Annotated in this window: 14 protein-coding genes; 3 read left to right on the top strand and 11 right to left on the bottom strand. The window is 72.1% G+C overall.

What is annotated here, in order from left to right:
* Positions 1-94 precede the first annotated feature (94 nt).
* Genes OG607_RS21255 through OG607_RS21245 form a run of 3 tightly spaced genes read left to right on the top strand, consistent with a single transcriptional unit; the run spans position 95 to position 2,525 of the window.
* Positions 95-1,669, top strand: coding sequence for a sodium:solute symporter (locus tag OG607_RS21255; protein ID WP_405725589.1), 1,575 nt, complete (start codon positions 95-97; stop codon positions 1,667-1,669).
* On the top strand, positions 1,666-2,232 hold the full coding sequence (locus OG607_RS21250) for a SigE family RNA polymerase sigma factor (protein WP_405725586.1): 567 nt from the start codon (positions 1,666-1,668) through the stop codon (positions 2,230-2,232). The genes OG607_RS21255 and OG607_RS21250 overlap by 4 nt, the downstream gene beginning before the upstream one ends.
* The gene (locus OG607_RS21245) at positions 2,229-2,525 is read left to right on the top strand and encodes a hypothetical protein (RefSeq protein WP_405725583.1); all 297 of its coding nucleotides are present in this window, start codon (positions 2,229-2,231) and stop codon (positions 2,523-2,525) included. Before OG607_RS21250 ends, OG607_RS21245 begins: the two co-directional genes overlap by 4 nt.
* Here OG607_RS21245 and OG607_RS21240 read toward each other — a convergent pair.
* The 11 genes from OG607_RS21240 to OG607_RS21190 form a co-directional block, all read right to left on the bottom strand.
* The gene (locus tag OG607_RS21240) at positions 2,522-3,358 is read right to left on the bottom strand and encodes a class II glutamine amidotransferase (RefSeq protein ID WP_405725580.1); all 837 of its coding nucleotides are present in this window, start codon (positions 3,356-3,358) and stop codon (positions 2,522-2,524) included. The genes OG607_RS21245 and OG607_RS21240 overlap by 4 nt on opposite strands.
* 39 nt (positions 3,359-3,397) lie before the next feature.
* Complete coding sequence (locus OG607_RS21235; RefSeq protein WP_405725577.1) at positions 3,398-3,802, bottom strand: SHOCT domain-containing protein; 405 nt, start codon at positions 3,800-3,802, stop codon at positions 3,398-3,400.
* Between the two features lie 120 nt (positions 3,803-3,922).
* Positions 3,923-4,216 (bottom strand): hypothetical protein, encoded by a 294-nt coding sequence (locus OG607_RS21230; protein ID WP_405725574.1) that lies wholly within the window; start codon positions 4,214-4,216, stop codon positions 3,923-3,925.
* Positions 4,213-4,545, bottom strand: a complete 333-nt coding sequence (locus tag OG607_RS21225; RefSeq protein ID WP_405725571.1) for a hypothetical protein — start codon at positions 4,543-4,545, stop codon at positions 4,213-4,215. The genes OG607_RS21230 and OG607_RS21225 overlap by 4 nt, the downstream gene beginning before the upstream one ends.
* Before the next feature lie 43 nt (positions 4,546-4,588).
* Entirely contained in the window at positions 4,589-6,556 is a 1,968-nt protein-coding gene (locus tag OG607_RS21220; protein WP_405725569.1) for a hypothetical protein, read from the bottom strand.
* A gap of 21 nt (positions 6,557-6,577) precedes the next feature.
* Complete coding sequence (locus OG607_RS21215) at positions 6,578-6,871, bottom strand: hypothetical protein (protein ID WP_405725566.1); 294 nt, start codon at positions 6,869-6,871, stop codon at positions 6,578-6,580.
* A gap of 27 nt (positions 6,872-6,898) precedes the next feature.
* On the bottom strand, positions 6,899-7,192 hold the full coding sequence (locus OG607_RS21210) for a hypothetical protein (RefSeq protein WP_405725563.1): 294 nt from the start codon (positions 7,190-7,192) through the stop codon (positions 6,899-6,901).
* Positions 7,189-13,758: a toxin glutamine deamidase domain-containing protein gene (locus tag OG607_RS21205; RefSeq protein ID WP_405725560.1), complete on the bottom strand. Its 6,570-nt coding sequence runs from the start codon at positions 13,756-13,758 to the stop codon at positions 7,189-7,191. The genes OG607_RS21210 and OG607_RS21205 overlap by 4 nt, the downstream gene beginning before the upstream one ends.
* A gap of 36 nt (positions 13,759-13,794) precedes the next feature.
* The gene (locus OG607_RS21200) at positions 13,795-14,253 is read right to left on the bottom strand and encodes a hypothetical protein (RefSeq protein ID WP_405725557.1); all 459 of its coding nucleotides are present in this window, start codon (positions 14,251-14,253) and stop codon (positions 13,795-13,797) included.
* 127 nt (positions 14,254-14,380) lie between these two features.
* Positions 14,381-14,995 (bottom strand): class F sortase, encoded by a 615-nt coding sequence (locus tag OG607_RS21195; protein WP_405725554.1) that lies wholly within the window; start codon positions 14,993-14,995, stop codon positions 14,381-14,383.
* A gap of 99 nt (positions 14,996-15,094) precedes the next feature.
* Entirely contained in the window at positions 15,095-15,454 is a 360-nt protein-coding gene (locus OG607_RS21190) for an LPXTG cell wall anchor domain-containing protein (RefSeq protein ID WP_405725551.1), read from the bottom strand.
* Between the last annotated feature and the right edge of the window lie 10 nt (positions 15,455-15,464).

Here is a 15,464-nt window from a genome sequence, read left to right as displayed (position 1 = left end):
CGGATTTCCTGTCATCGGAACCGGCCGCCCGCGCAACTCACAGGCAGGCACAGGCGTGCGCCCGCGCGCCCCAGGACACCAAGGACGGTGACCGATGACGACCGAAGGCCCCATGGCCGCGACCTTCCTCGCCGTCATCGCCGGCGCGTCCCTGCTCGCCGTCACCGCCCGCCGCCTGCACGCCAACGACACCCTGCCGTCCCTGGAGGGCTGGGCGCTGGCCGACCGGAGCCTCGGCACCGTCTGGACCTGGCTGCTGCTGGGCGGCACGGTCTTCACCGCCTACACCTTCACCGCCGTGCCCGGCCTGGTGTACGGCAACGGGGCGCCCGCCTTCTTCGCCCTCCCGTACACCGTGATCGTCTGCCCGCTGGCCTTCGTGCTGCTGCCCCGGATGTGGACCGTGGCGCGGGACCACGGCTATGTCACCGCCGCCGACTTCGTACGCGGCCGCTACGGGTCGGCGCCGCTGGCCCTGATGGTCGCGCTCACCGGCATCCTCGCCACCATGCCGTACCTCGCCCTGCAGCTCCTCGGCATACGCGCGGTGCTCACGGCCGGCGGGCTCTACCCGAAGGCCGTCACCGGCGATCTGTCGATGGTGGTGATCTTCGCGGGGCTGGCGGTGGCGACCTACCGGCACGGGCTGCGCGCCCCCACCGTGATTTCGGGCCTCAAGGGCGTCGCCGTCTTCTGCTCGGTGCTGGCGGTGAGTTGGCTGGTCCTGGCCCGGCTCGGCGGACCCGGCGCGATCTTCGAGGCCGCGTCCCGCAGGCTCGCCGAACCCGGCGGCCTCGGCGAACCCGGGGGCCGGGCCTCCCTCGTGCTGACCCCGGGCCAGCAGCCCGCCTTCGCGTCCCTCGCCCTCGGCTCGGCGCTGGCCCTGCTGATGTACCCGCACGTCCTCACCGCCGCGTTCGCCGCCTCCGGACCCCGGGTCCTGCGCCGGGTCGCCGTCGCCCTGCCCGCCTGGACCGCCGTGCTCGCGCTCTTCGGGCTGCTCGGCATCGCCGCCCTCGCCGCCGGTGTGCGCGCCCCCGACGGCGGCGCCGAGGCAGCAGTCCCGATTCTCGTGGGCCGTCTCATGCCGGGGCCGCTGGCCGGCCTGGTCTTCGGAGCCATCACGGTGGGCGCGCTGGTCCCCGCCGCCGTCATGTCGATAGCGGCCGCGACCTCGTTCGTACGCAATGTGTACGTCGAGTACTTCCACCCCACCGCCACTCCCAAGCGCCAGGTGCGGATCGCCAAGGCGGTCTCCCTCACGGCGAAGGCGGGCGCGGTCGCGTTCGTCTTCGGGCTGCGCGACCAGGACGCCATCAACCTCCAGCTCCTGGGCGGCGTCTGGATCCTCCAGATCTTCCCCGCCGTGGCCATCGGGCTGTACACCCGGCGCCTGCACCACCGGGCGCTGCTCGCCGGCTGGGCCGCCGGAATGGCGGTCGGCACGGTCATGGTCGTACGGGAGGGCTTCTCCCCCGTCGTACCGGTCGGCGGGGGCGTGGAGATCTACGCGGGACTGGCCGCCCTGCTCCTCAACCTCGCCGTCGCGCTGGCCGGCACCGCCCTGCTGGAGCGGACCGGCACGGCCCGGGGCACGGACTCCACCGCCCTGCCCGCCTGCCTGACGGTCAGGCACCGACTGCCCGGGACGGGAGCGAGCAACCCATGAGACACATCATCCAGCCCCTAGGGCCTGTCCAGGCCGACAGCCCGGCGAGGCGGACCGTCGCGGACCCGGCCGACCAGGAGCGCGAGGCGTCCGTCTCCCGGCTCTTCGACCAGCACTACACCTCGATGCTCCGCCTCGCCGCGCTGCTCGGCGCCGACGACCCCGAGAACATCGTGGCCGAGGCCTACTACCAGATCTACCGCAAGTGGCGAAGGCTGCGGGACGCCGAATCGGCGGAGGCGTACCTCCGCTCCACCGTCTGCAACCTGACCCGCATGCGCATCCGCCACCTCCAGGTCGCCCGGCGGCACGTCGAGACCCCGCCGGACGACTGGGCCGCCTCCGCCGAGAACTCCGCGCTGCTCCGCGACGACCAGCGGGTGCTGGTCGGCGCCGTCCAGCGGCTGCCCGCCCGGCAGCGCGAAGCGCTCGTGCTGCGCCACTGGCTGGGCCTGAAGGAGAGCGAGATCGCCGCGGCGATGGGCATATCGGTGGGATCGGTCAAGACCCACACCGCACGCGGCCTCGCCGCGCTCACCCACGCGATGGAGGCCCGGCGATGACCATTCCCCCTGACGCCCCCGGCACGCCCGGCGCCCCCGGCACCGAGAAGCAGCTCCGCGAGGCCCTCGAAACCCTTGCCCACCAGGTCCACCCCGCCCCCGACGCCTACCGCACCGCCCGCGGGGACTGGCTCCGCCGTGAACGCCGGCGCCGGCTCGTCCTCGCCGTCCTGATCACGGTCGTCTTCGTGCTCGCCGTACTCATCGGCCTGTGGGTCCTCAACCAGGCACCCACCGGCTCCGGCGTGATCTTCAGCGGCGTCCACGGCCCGGCGGCCGGCGCATCGCCCTAGGCGTACTGCGGTTCGAAGGGCAGCAGGACGTCATCCCCGTTGGGCTGGACGATGCCGTAGCTGTTCTCCGGGACCCTGTTCCACGCGCCCTCCAGATCACCCAGCGGCTCGGAGACGATGAGGCGGGTCTCGTCGGAGACTTCCCGCAGGAAGGCGACGTCGGGGTGGAGCGCCCGGAGCGCGTCCACGCGGCTGCTGTAGAACAGCGAACGCGAGTTGCCCTGGCTGGAGTAGCGGAAGGCCCATACGCTCTCGCCGTCGGAGACCGCGATGGTCATCTGGATCGGGAACTTCACGCCGCGCTCATCGCTCACCTGCTCGATCAGGCCCGCCATGCGTGCCACCGCGCCCGGCGGGTCCTGGTCCAGGCCGAAGGTGAGGGCCAGGAAGAACATCAGCTCCGAGTCCGTCGATCCCTCGATGGAGGGGAACAGTTCGGGGTCGACGGCCAGGGTGAGCTCCCGCCGGATCAGGTGGAAGTCGGTGATCGCGCCGTTGTGCATCCACATCCAGCGGCCGTGACGGAAGGGATGGCAGTTGGTCTGCTGCACCGCCGTGCCGCTCGACGCCCGGATGTGGGCGAAGAACAGCGGTGAGCGCACATGGTCCGCGAGTTCGTGCAGGTTGCGGTCGTTCCACGCCGGGCCGGTGTCCCGGAAGACTGCCGGGGTGGCGGTGTCCGGGCCGTACCAGCCGATGCCGAAGCCGTCGCCGTTGGTCGTCTCGGCGCCCATCCGGGAGTGCAGGCTCTGGTCGATGAGCGAGTGGGCGGGCCGGTACAGGACGTTGTCGAGCAGGATCGGTGTCCCCGAATAGACGAGCCACCGGCACATGGAACACACCCCATTCCGTCTTACGTAGTCCGGATTCCGTCAGTGGAGGATCTTCTCCTTTGCCCGCCGGAACTCCTCGTCGGAGATGTCGCCCTTGGCGCGGACCTGGGAGAGTTTCTCGAGCTGCTCGGCCTCGCTCGGAGCCCTGGCTCCGGCGGCCGTCTCCCGGATGTAGGAGTCGACCTCGTGCTGCTTGGCCCTGGCGTGCTGCGCCTCGCGGCCACCCATGCTCCTGCCCCGGGCGACCACGTAGACGAAGACGCCGAGGAAGGGAAGCACGATCACGAAGACGAGCCACGCCGCCTTGGCCCATCCGCTCAGCGTGTCGTCCCGGAAGACGTCGGCGATGACGCGGAAGAGCAGGACGATCCACACGACCCACAGGAAGACCCACATGGCTGTCCAGAAGGCGCCGAGCACCGGGTAGTCATAGGCCAGGTTCATCTCACCGCTCCTGATGTTGCTGCGGCGGACACCACTGGGGCCCCGCCGACCGCGTGTGCGGTCGCCACGAGGGTGCCCTGGATTCTCCAGATTACGCCCGGTTCGTCAGCTCCGCAGACTCTACGAGTCCGGCCGGAAGTGCTTGCGGTAGACGGCGATGGCGGTCTCCGGGGGCAGGTTGGGGACGTAGGAGAGCTCGCCGTCCCGCTTGGAGATCACGAGGTGGCTGCCGCCCGGCTCCGGGGGCCTGCTGAGGTCGGTGACGGGCGGGAAGCTCGCGTAGACCAGGTAGCCGATGTCGAACTCGTGCACGTGCAGCGGGGCGAGCGTCCCGTCCGGCCAGCGCGGCTGGAAGGTGGCGCGGGCGATAGCCAGCGCGTCCTCGGGGCCGGTGGGGACCGTGGGCTGCGTCATGCGGTTCCTCCGGGTGTGGCGGGCCGGTAGAAGCGGCGGTAGACCGCGACGGCCTCGTCGGGCGGGTAGTTGGGGACGTCGGTGATGTCGCCGTTGATCTTGGAGATCACGACGTTGCTCCCGCCGGCCGGGGGCGGCAGCGGGTTGGGGTCCCGGGAGACCGGGAAGGTGGCGTAGACGAGATAGCCGGTGTCGAACTCGTGCACCTGGAGGCGGGGCGCGCTGCCGTCCGGCCAGGACGCCGGGAACTGCGTACGGCCGATCTCCAGGGCCTCGCCGGCGCTCGCCGGCACGCGGCGGGCCGGGCCGCCGGGCGGCGGTGATGTCACGGTCTCTCCCTCGGTTGTCGGTTGGTGGTGCTGGGCGCAGGCGTCATGACGGCCATGCGTCGATCTCGTCGAGCACCATCGCGTAGTCCTGCGCGGCGGCGTCGAGGTCGTCGAAGGCGCCGTCCCAGGCGGGGGAGGCCATCGCCTCGGGATCGACCGTCCGGCACCATCGACCGAGGCTCTCGGCGAGATCCTCGGTCTCCGTGCCCCCGAGCGTCAGGGGGGCGGACCAGGCCGTGTGCTGGAGCAGCAGCAGGACCAGCAGCCGTTCGAGGCCACTGCCCGCGAGGTGCACCTCAGGGCTGCTGCGGTCGTGGTGGGTGAGGAACACCCGGCCGTCGGCGCCGTCGAGCAGCAGGCGGCGGGCGCCGGCCTGCCCGAGCCCCGACATCAGGTCCGGGTGGTCGGCGGAGGGTCGCAGGCCGTCGGCGTTCAGATCGGGCGAATGGAGGGCGCCGATGCCGTGCGAGACCGGCCACCCCACCCGGGACAGGAACCGGCGCGTCGGCTCGTGCCGTACGGCATCGGGGATCAGCGCCTCGGGCAGCGGCCGGCAGGCGCCCGTACGGAAGGCGTTCGCCTCCTCCAGCCACGCGCGGGTCGGCCCGTCGTCGGCCGACGGCGGCCACGGCAGTGGCCAGGGCGCCGGCCAGGGGGCACTGAACGTCGGCGGACCGAGGACCAGCAGCTCCGCCCAGGGGTCCCTGGGCAGCGCCATGACGGCCTCCTCGTCCACCGCCGCCCCGAAGACGCCGCCGGTACCGGCGAAGACCCACAGCGTGGAGCCGCAGGACGGGCCGCCGGTCGGGCCGCCGGAGATCTCCCCCGGCCGGACCGCCTTGCCGACCGTCCTCGGGGCCCTGGGTACCCCTGCCACCGGCTCCGACCTCAACTCCCAGCCACGGCTGCGGTTGACGGCGTACGTGACACCGGGCGCGGGTTCGCTGTCCGCCCACGGCTGCCCGGCGTCGAGGGGCTCGCCGGTCACCGCGTCCCAGCCCCGCAGCTCCTCCGGGCTGTCGCGATGGTCGGCCACCGCCCAGCCCTCACCGTGGCCGTGGACGGACAGACCGTCCACCCACCCGACCTCGGGCTGCGCCCCGGGCTTCCCCGGCAGCCGCCAGCGCGACCACAGAGTCCGCCACGGCAGCGGCCCGGCGGCAGCCGCCAGCGCGTCGGCGAAGGCGGTGTCGCCCCTGCTCACGGCGGCGTGATGCACCCAGGCCACCCACTCCCCCTGCGCGGCGGGCCTGACGCCCTGCACCCGCAGATAGTGCAGGTCCGAGGCCAGGCAGTCCGCAGGCACGCCCTCGGGCCAGGCCTGCACCATGCCCTGCCACACGGCGTACCAGTGGGCGCGCGCCACGAAGGCGGCGTCGGTCAGCAGTTCTGGCAGGACCCCGGCCAGGGCGGCGTGCACCGGCAGCGCCCAGGAGACGTAGGCGGGGTGCTCGGGCCACAGCCGCCGCAGTACGCCGGTGATGGTCTCCTGGTCGGCGGCCGACAGGGCGAAGGCCTCGCGCGCCGCGTGGTGCGCCGCGTCGTCGGTGAACCGTACGTTCTCCTCGCCGTCGAGCACCAAGAGGCCCGGCAGGGCCTCGGCGACGGCCCGCAGCCCGGCGAGCGGCACGGGGCCGTGACCGGCGGCCAGCCCCTGAGCGACCTCCCGCCACACCCCGACGGGGGCACCGCGCCGCTCCAGTCCCGCCACCGCCGCGAGCGCGGCCCGTACGGCCTCCGGCGACAGCCCGTCCACCGCCGGGAGTTCGCGCGGCAGGGCCGTACGTGCCTCGGGCGGCACGGTCACCTCGACCGCGATGCCCAGCTCAGCGGCCAGGCCGGGGCGCACGACGGTGGCGATGAGCTCCGGGTCGGACGAGGTCAGCAGCGGCCCGGCCCAGCGCACGTTGTCGAGCTGAATCACCGACAGCGGCTCCGGGGCGGCCGCTGCTCGCCGCAGCCCCTCCGCCATCACCTCGTCGGCCGTCAGGCCACGGCAGTCGATCCGCACGTACGGTGTTCCTTCCATCGGCTAATCGGCGCTGGGCAACGGGTGCTTCGCGTCGATGTCCAACCGGTACTGCTCCCAGCTCGGCCGCCGTGAGGGGGGCTCGGTCGGAGTCGCGATGTGGCTCTCCCACTCCCAGCCGGCCCGGCGGCGGCTCATCTCCTTCCAGGCCTCCTCGTACACCTGCCGGGCCTGACCCGGTTCGGTGTACCGGCGGCCGTCGATGTCGAAGGCGGCGATCACATCACCGTCCGGAAGGCGCACGAAACAGGTCCGGATCCACCGCAGCTCCCGGCTGTCGTCGAGTCCCTGGGTCACCGTCTGGTCTCCTCCCGGTCGCACTGGTTAACCGACGCCGGGCACCGGGTGCTTCGCGTCGAGGTCCACCCGGTACTGCTCCCAGCTCGGCAGCCGTGATGGAGGCTCGGTGGGGCTGGCCATCCGGGTCTCCCACTCCCAGTCGGCCCAGCGCCGGCCCATTTCGGCAAGGGCCTCCTCGTACACCTGCCGGGCCTGACCCTCGTCGGCGTACCGGCGGCCGTCGATTTCGAAGGCGGCGACCACGTCTCCGTCCGGCAGGGACACGAAGCAGGTCCGGATCCAGCGCGGCTTCCGGCCGTCGTCGAGTTCCTCGGTCACTGTCGGGTCTCCTCCTGGTCGAGCGCGGCCGCCTCCGACTGCATCCTCTTGATGTGGGCTTGCTGTTCGTCGCTCAGCTCGTGATACGGCTTGAACAGCGTGTTGTGCTCCACGTCCGCCGCGACCGAGGCCCTGCGCGTGGTCAGCTGCAGCTCGAACGTGAACGCCTCGCCGTCGACGTCGATCCGCACCACCATCGGGATCACCCGGTACTCCGGGTTCTTCGACTTCGGCTCGGCGTACATGTTCTCGATCTCCAGAATACGGCCGGTGTCGCCGACGCCGAACCGCTGCTGGACGTTGCGCAGCGCCTGCTCCAGCTGGTCCATGTTCTCGACCGTGATGCGGCCGCCGACCGCGTCGATCACGTCGCCGACGCGGTAGTTCGGACGGCCGGGGCTGCCCTGACTCATCCGCATCACCTTGTCCAAGAGGGCGGGGGCACGCTTGGTGCGGACGCTGTAGCTCGCGCCTTCCGGGCAGATCGCCTCGATCTCGTTCCTGACCTCGGCCTCGACCCGGTGGACCAGCTTGCCGGCGTACTCCTGGAGCAGGGCCCGCTCCTCGGTGGTGGGCTCCAGGCCGATCCGGCGCGCCGGGTCGAGTTCCTTGCTCTCGTCGACGAACGCCTGCTTGCGGGAGGTGCCGTCCTCTGTGACGTTGACGTCGTCGGGGATGCCCTCGAACACCGGGCCCTGTCCCGGGCATTCACTCAGGTACGTCCGCAGGTCGCGGTCGCGCAGCACCTGCCCGTCGGCCAGTTCCCGGATCAGTTCCAGGACACGGTCGCGGCGTACGGGGTCGAGGATGTCCCGGTTGACGTTGAGCGGGTGCCGGTCCTGGTCCTGCACGAGCCTCGCCACGACGTCGGCCACGTCGGGATGGTCGGCCAGCACCTCGTCGATCCGGGCGCGGACCTCGGGCGGGATGCCCTGGTCCTGGTCCTGGTCCTGGTCCTGGTCGGTGTCCGGGGTAGGGCTGTCGTCGTCAGTGCCTGACGGCTCGGGCGGGCCCGACTGGGGCGGCGGGCCGGACGGGGGAGGGGGGCCTGCGGCCGGAGGGGGCGGCGGTGGCGTCAGCTCGGGGCCGCGGTCGCGGACGATGGCCAGCTGCATCCACAGGTCCATCGTGCGGTTGAGGTTGTCCTGGAAGTCCCGGCTGAAGGTCGCCTGGACCCGGCTCTTGGAGCCCGTCGCCGCCGGATCGAGGTCACTGCGGCGGAAGCCGGTGGCGTAGTTGACCCCGGCCCCCTGGAAGACCTGCGCCTGGTGGATGTAGCCGGAGCAGTCGGCATGCGGCTTACCGGAGATATTGCCGCACGGCTCCCGCTCGGTGTACAGGTTGCTCGGCTGGACCGGAGGCAGCCCCTGCGCCGCTCTCCGGTCGTTCACATGGTCCAGGTAGTCGCCGAGGTGCGGCTCCGAGTGCGCCTCGTCGGGTGTCTGCTGCGGGATGGAGCTGTCCACCACGTAGTACGTCTCGCCGCTGGTGGGGTCGTGCACCTCGACGACGGCGTAGTTGCGCGCGGTGAAGTCGGGGCGGTGGTCCGTGTCGCCGTACAGGTCCCGCATGCGCTGGACCAGCGACTCGGGCTCGCCTCTCCGCATGGCGGTGGTGTCGCCGTACCGCTCCGCCGCGTGCTCGAAAGCCTGGCGGGCCGGGTTGCCGCGTCCGCGCGCCACCGAACCGAGCATGTCCGCCTGCGCGTGGTAGTGCACGCCACGCGAGATGTCGTTCTGCGGCGGGAGACCGGGCGGGCGGTTGGCGTAGGCGTCCCCGAGCTGCTGCGGGGTGAGGCTCAGGAGGTTGTGCCCGACGGCGTTGCTGCGGTGGAACCCCAGGCTGAGCCGGGCCAGGGTCGCGACCACCGCGCCCCGTTCGGCCGGTCGCATGTCGCCGAACCCCGGCAGGGCGTCGGACAGCTCCCGGTGGGTGAACGCCTCGTTGCCCGGGGGGCGCTGCGAGGCGCTGTCGAGGAGGGTCTGCAGGTTGCCGTCGCGCAGCCAGTTCTGCAGGTTCTGGTGGACAGGGGTCAGGTCGACCTGTTCGACCTCATGGCTCTGGCGCACCGCGCCCTGGGACGTCTCCGTGGTCATCCCGTAGTGCTGGTGCGTGCCGTCGCCCGGCTGGCGCTGGCCGGGCGGCGTCGACCCGTGGTTCTCCGGAGGGAGCGGCTGCGCGCCCGCGAGATCCCCCGGCGCCTGGCGCGGAGAGGGCGGGGTGGTGGCGGGTGACGGGGAGGGGGCGGCCGATACGGGGCGGCGGTTGGCGTCCAGGGGGATGGCGAAGACGCCGTTGTCGCCGTTGTGCAGCGGGGTGCTGCCACGCTGACCGGTCTGCGGGTCGACGTAGGTGATGGTGCCGTTGTGGTTGACCGCGTTCCACGCGTGCGCGCGGCCGTCGCCGTCGGTGGTGACGATCACGGCCTGGGCGCCGTGGCCGCTGTCCAGCAGCGTCGTCTCCAGACGGTTGAACGCCGCCGGGCCGTCGCCCTGATCGGCGAAGGGCGCGCCGAGCGTGCGCTCGATCCGGTCCCGGCCGCCCGCCTCACCGCGGTCCGAGGGCGTGCCGTCCGCAGTCACGTCCGGGGTGCGCGGGGCGGCCACCGTCGGGTTCCCCGCGTAGGTGTCGACGAACGACAGCGCCGCGTCCGGGCAGTTGTTCGTCCGGCCCGGCCCGTCGGGATCGCGGCCGTTCACCGCACCGGCCCAGTTGCCCGCGTTCGGGTCGGGGTGCCGCTGCGGTGTGCCGTCGGCGGCGCGCGGGACGCTGCTCTCCAGCGCCTGCTGATCGGCGGGGTCCGGCCGCAGCAGGCCCCCGGGATCGACGTCGTACGGACGCGAATCCGCGACGGGAGCCGGAGGCTGCTGGTCCTGGTCCTGGTCCGGGGCCTGGTCCGGGGCCTCCTGGTTCGGGTCCGGGGATTCGGCGGAGGTGTGGTCGGGCGTGTGGCCAGACGTGTGGTGGTCGGCGGCCTGCGTCTCGGGGGAGCCGGCGTGGGGCTGCGCCTGCGGGATGACGGGGTTCCGGTCGCCGTCCATGGTCATGTGCCAGACGCGCAGGGCCGACGGATGGATCGGCTGGTGGCTGACCTGGCCGCTCTGGGGGTCGACCCACACCACCGATCCGTTGTGGTTGACGGCGGTGAAGGCGTGGCCGCCGCCCCCCGGCCACTCGACGGCGATGACGGCCGCGGCGCCGGGTCCAGCGGCGAGCAGCTCGTCCGCGATCCGCTGGTAGCCCTCGTCCCGGGTCGGGGAGTACCGGTACGTGTCGCCGGCCCAGGCCTGCATGTTCTCGCTCGACTGCCGTTCGGCCGAACGCCGGTCCAGCGAGCCGTCCGGGTTGGGGTCCCACGTGCGGGGCGCGGAGACCTGAGGGTTGCCGAACCAGGTCTCCAGGAACGAACGCGTGCAGTCGGCGCAGTTGTTGGAACGGCCCGGGATGATCGGACCGCCGTCGTTCTGCAGCCCGCTCCACGACTGGAACGGGTCGGGATGACGCTGCGGCGTGCCGTCCGGATTGCGCGGTACGGCTTCTTCCAGCAGCAACTGGTCGACCGCGTACGGCGGACGCAGGCCGCCCGGTCCGCCCTCCAGTCCCGCCCGGATGTCGTGCAGGCTCTGCCCGGCGGCGGGATCGGGCGGTGGCGTCCCGTCGGCGTCGGCATCCCCCGGATCTCCGGGCTCGGGCTGGGGCTGGGGCTGTGCCGGTGTCTGCGTTTCGGGCTGGTTGGACTGGGCGGGCTGGGCGGGATCCGGCTGCGCGGGATGGAGCGGATTGCGGTCGGAGTCCAGCGGGATGTACCAGACACCTGCGGCCTGTTGGTGGATCGGCGTGGTGCTGACCATGCCGCTCTGGGTGTCCACCCACACGATGTGGCCGTGGTAGTTGACGGCGTTGAACGCGTGCCCGGAGCCGTCCGGCCAGGCGACCTGGACGATCGCCGACGAGCCGTGCCCGGAGTTGTAGAGGTCCCAGGCGATGCGGTTGTAGGCGTCCGGGGCGGGGGTGCCCGCGTACGTGTGGGGGGCTCCGGCCCACTGGATGATGTTGTCGTTGGCGTTGTTCTCGGGCGACTGGCGGTCCGGGGTGCCGTCGGGATTCGTATCGGGCGTACGCGCGGCGGAGACCTGTGGATTGCCGTACCAGGTCTCCAGGAACGAGCGTGAGCAGTCAGCGCAGTTGTTGGACCGGCCCGGTTGCTGCAGACCCCCGTCGTTCTGGAGCTGTCCCCAGGGCTGGAACGGGTCGGCGAAGCGCTGCGGCGTGCCGTCCGGGTTGCGCGGGACGCTGTTCTCCAGTGCCTGCTGGTCCGCGTCGGGCGGGCGCACCAGACCACCCGGCTGCTGGTCGAGGCCGGTGCGGATCGTGTGCAGGGTGTCGGGGTGCTGCTGGCCGCCCGGCGGGGCGGATGGGGCGGGCGGCGGCGCCGGGGACGGGGTCGTGGGCACGCGCGGGCCGTCGAGGCGCGGGTCATGCGGGCGGGACGTCTCGTTCGGGCGCGGGCCGTCCAGACGGCGGTCGTACGGACGGGTGGTGGGCTCCTGGCGTGAGACGTCGGCGATACGCCCGTCACGCGGCGGCGCCGTCCGCTGCGGCGCGGGACCCGGTGCGGGACCCGGTGCGGTGACCGGGCCGCCTCCCATGGCCTGCGGCGAAGTCCCCTGGGGCGTCTGGCCGGGTGCCTGGTTCTGTGCCTGGTTCTGCGGTGCGGCGTCCGGCGACGTCGTGTCGCGGGAGGGCGCGGTGATCGTTGCTCCGCCCTGGATGTGGACGGACTGGTCGTTCTGGTTCTGGTTCTGGCTCGGGTAGCTGTGCTCCGGCCCCTGCACGCGGTGTGGAACGGGCCCCGGCGTCTGCTGGTGCGGTACGGAAGCGCGCGGCGTACTGCCCTGCTGGCCGCCTTCGTTGTGGCCTTCGCCGCGCGGGGTGTCGCCCTGTGGTGCGTGCGGCGCCTGCGATGTGGCGGGGGCGGTGGACTGCTCGGGGCCGCCCGTGTGCCGCTGCGCGGGAGCCTCCGCCGGCGACGCCTGGCCATGCTCCGGCCGGTGGGCGGTGTCAGGGGCAGGGGCGGGTGCGGGCGCGGCATCCGGCCGGGTGTGGTCCGGTGCGGGTGCTGGGCCGGCGTCCGGCGTGGCCTCTGATCGGGTGTGGTCCGGTGCGGGTGCTGGGCCCGCGTCGGGGGTGGTGCGTGCGTCGGGCGGGGTCTCGGGTCGGGTGTGGTCGGGTGCGGGGCCGGCGTCCGGCGTGGCCTCTGATCGGGTGTGGTCCGGTGCGGGTGCTGGGCCCGCGTCGGGGGTGGTGCGTGCGTCGGGCGTGGCCTCTGGCCTGGTGTGGTCGGGCGCCGGGGCTGCGTCCGGCGTGGCCCGCGCGTCGGGGGTCGAGGTCGGCGTTGTGGTGTCGGGGGAGGACGGGTCCGTGGCGGGGCTTTGGCTGTCGCCCTGGCTCTCCCGGTACTGGTTTGTCCCCACGTCGAACGGGCTCGGGGAGCTGGTGCGCGAGCCTGTGGAGGTGTCCGGGCTCTCCGTCCGGGTGGCTGCTGGCGTGGTCGAAGCCTCGGGGGAACCGGTGCTGTCCGAGGCGCTGCGCGTGCTGCCGGACGTACCGGACGTACCGGACGTGCTGGTGCTGGTGCCGGTGCTGCCGCCGGCTGAGGGGGACGAGGCCGTGGACGTACCGCCGGAACCGGAGGAGGAACTGTCGGACGAGGAACTGCCTGACGTGGAGCCGGAACTGCCTGACGTGGAGCCGGAACTGTCCGACGAGGATCCGGATCCGCTGGACGGCGAACCGGACGAGTCGCCGCCGTCCGCGTGGGTGCCGCTGCCGCTGTCGCCGCCGGTCGCCGCGTGGCGGGCGTGGTGACCGGCGCGGCCTGCGGCACCGTCGCGCAGTGACTCCCCGAGCGTGCTGGCGGAGTTCTTGAGGGCGTCCTTGCCCTCTTCGTAGCCGGTCTTGGCGGTGCGGCCGAGGTCGTAGCCGCTCTGGGCGCCGAAGTTCTGGTTGACGGTCTGGGAGATGACGTCGGAGATCATCGCCTGGAGGGCCGAGACGAACGGCTCCTTCGCGGTTTCCAGGACCGCGTCCCAGAGCTGCTTCGCGACCTCCTTGAGGATCTTGCGGACGAGCATACGAGTCGTCGCGACCCCGGCCGCCGCGCCCAGCTCCGACAGACCCAGGGTGAACGGCGCGGACGCCTGGGCGGCGATGATCTCGCAGGCCAGGATGACCAGCTGGGCGATCACCGCGATCTTCATGCCGACGATCAGGACCGCGGCGGTCTCCAGCGTGAACGCGATCATCTCGGCGCCGTTGCGCGCGTCGTCGAAGTACCCCGAGTTGCCGGAGAACTTCTCCCAGGTCGCGGTGAACCCGTCGATCGAGTCACCGTAGTTGTTGGAGACCACGTCGCCGGCCGCGGTGACTCCGCGTACCTGCAGACCCTCCAGGTTGGCGGAGAACTGCCGCCACACCTGGGCGCATTCGATGAGCTTGTCCTCATCGGCGGTCGGCCATTCGAAACCGAGCATCTCCAGGACCCACTCAAGTGAGTCCGGCAGCATGAGCGACACCGTTCAAATCCCCCGTTACTTACCGAGCTACACGGTGTGGTGCGGCGACTTCACGCTGAGGACCGCCTGGTGGTGGGCCTGCTGGTTCTGGATGTGCTGGTTCATCAGCGACTCGTTGAAGTTTTCATTGGCCTCGTGGTTCGTGGCCATCTCGGTCAGCGCGCCGCCGATCTCCTGCAGCTTGGCGGCGAGGTGGCCCATCGACTCGTACATGCCGTCGCGCAGGCCCTCGTAGACGACCCCGAACTTCTCGCCGATCTCGTCGTCACCCCACGGCGGGGCGCCCGCCTTGCTGTCCAGCGAGGTCAGCCCGCTCCAGAACTGCTTCGCCACCGAGTCGTTGCTCGGCGGGGTCCCGCCCTCGAGCGCCGCCAGTCCACCCATCAGGCCGTTCAGCGCGGCTCCGAAGTCCGTGCCGATGTCGGTGAACGCCTTCCCGCCGTTCTTCAGCGTGCCGACATCGCTCGCAAGCCCGTCCTGTGGCATCAGAACCCCCGTCCCTGTCGCCTCACCCGCGGAAACACCTGGCAAAGTTCGGGTCAAAGCTTAGCCGGAGCACCTGACCGCGTCTCAAGCCCCCCGGCTCACAAAAAAGTCACGGTCCGCCCCGCCGTCAGTCCAGCGTCGCGTAGACGATGAGGTTGTTCACCGGGTGGCCCTGGGCGTCGAAGGCGCCGTCGCAGGTGATCAGCCGCAGGGCGTGGGCCTTGGTCGCGCCGTAGACCTTCTCGGTGGGGAAGGTCTTCTTGCTGACGCTCTCGGTGCCGGTGACGGTGAAGTGCACTGTCTCTCCACGGGTGTTGGTGACGGTGATGTCCGCGCCCTTGGCGATCTCCCTGAGGTCGTGGAAGACGGCCTTGCCGTAACGGGTGTCGTTGTGGCCGATGATCACGGCGGCACCGGCTGCGCCGGGCACGGAACCGCCGGTGTACCAGCCGGCGGTCATGCCCTGGTCGGCCGGCGGGACTTCGACGGTTCCGTCGGCGTTGAGACCGAGCTTCATCAGGGAACTGGTGATCCCGACCGAGGGAATGGCGACCTTGGTGGGAGCCGCGGGCTGCTCGACCGCCGTAACCCCGGGCGACGGGGTGCCCGGGGATGCCGCAGCAGTGGTGGCGGCGGTCGTGGGTGTCGTCGGGAAGGCCGTGTCGGGGGCGGCCGAGCAGCCGGCGAGCACGGTGAGGACCGCGGATGCGGCGAGCACGGGCAGGGTGCGGAAAGGGGACACAACGGGCTCCAGAGCAGGACTGGGGGGATACGCGATGGCGCCGCCCGCAGCCGGGCGGCGCCACGTGGTGCTGGGTGCTGGGTCGGAAGGCGTGCCGGGTCAGCCGTTGCGCTGTTCGGCCGAGCGGCGGCGCAGTACGAAGGTGCCGGCGCCCGCGAGCAGCAGTGCGCCGGTGGCCGAACCGAGGAGGGCGGCGGTGCCGTTGCCGGAGCCGGAACCGGTGTTCGCGACCGGGGCCTCGCCTGCGGCGACGCCACCCTTCGGGTTCTTCTTGGCGGCTTCGGCCGCCTTCATCTTCGCGGCCAGGGCCTCCTTGTCGGCGGCGGCCTTCTGCTCCGCCGTCGAGGGCGACGGGGACGCGGACGCGGACGCGGCTACGGCCGCAGTGGCCGGGGCGAGCATCACGCCGGCCGCGACGGCGGTCAGGACGGCGAGACGCAGGCGGAGATGGCGGGACATGTGTGGCTCC

This window comes from Streptomyces sp. NBC_01537 (assembly GCF_045040445.1).
Classification (GTDB): Bacteria; Actinomycetota; Actinomycetes; order Streptomycetales; family Streptomycetaceae; genus Actinacidiphila.
Note: the sequence above shows the minus strand (reverse complement) of the source record. Positions and strands in the feature narration are given on the sequence as shown.

Coding starts and splice junctions, on each gene's coding strand:
- OG607_RS21255 (WP_405725589.1), top strand. CDS start 95: ATGACGACCGAAGGCCCCATGGCCGCGACCTTCCTCGCCGTCATCGCC.
- OG607_RS21250 (WP_405725586.1), top strand. CDS start 1,666: ATGAGACACATCATCCAGCCCCTAGGGCCTGTCCAGGCCGACAGCCCG.
- OG607_RS21245 (WP_405725583.1), top strand. CDS start 2,229: ATGACCATTCCCCCTGACGCCCCCGGCACGCCCGGCGCCCCCGGCACC.
- OG607_RS21240 (WP_405725580.1), bottom strand. CDS start 3,358: ATGTGCCGGTGGCTCGTCTATTCGGGGACACCGATCCTGCTCGACAAC.
- OG607_RS21235 (WP_405725577.1), bottom strand. CDS start 3,802: ATGAACCTGGCCTATGACTACCCGGTGCTCGGCGCCTTCTGGACAGCC.
- OG607_RS21230 (WP_405725574.1), bottom strand. CDS start 4,216: ATGACGCAGCCCACGGTCCCCACCGGCCCCGAGGACGCGCTGGCTATC.
- OG607_RS21205 (WP_405725560.1), bottom strand. CDS start 13,758: ATGCTGCCGGACTCACTTGAGTGGGTCCTGGAGATGCTCGGTTTCGAA.
- OG607_RS21200 (WP_405725557.1), bottom strand. CDS start 14,253: ATGCCACAGGACGGGCTTGCGAGCGATGTCGGCACGCTGAAGAACGGC.
- OG607_RS21190 (WP_405725551.1), bottom strand. CDS start 15,454: ATGTCCCGCCATCTCCGCCTGCGTCTCGCCGTCCTGACCGCCGTCGCG.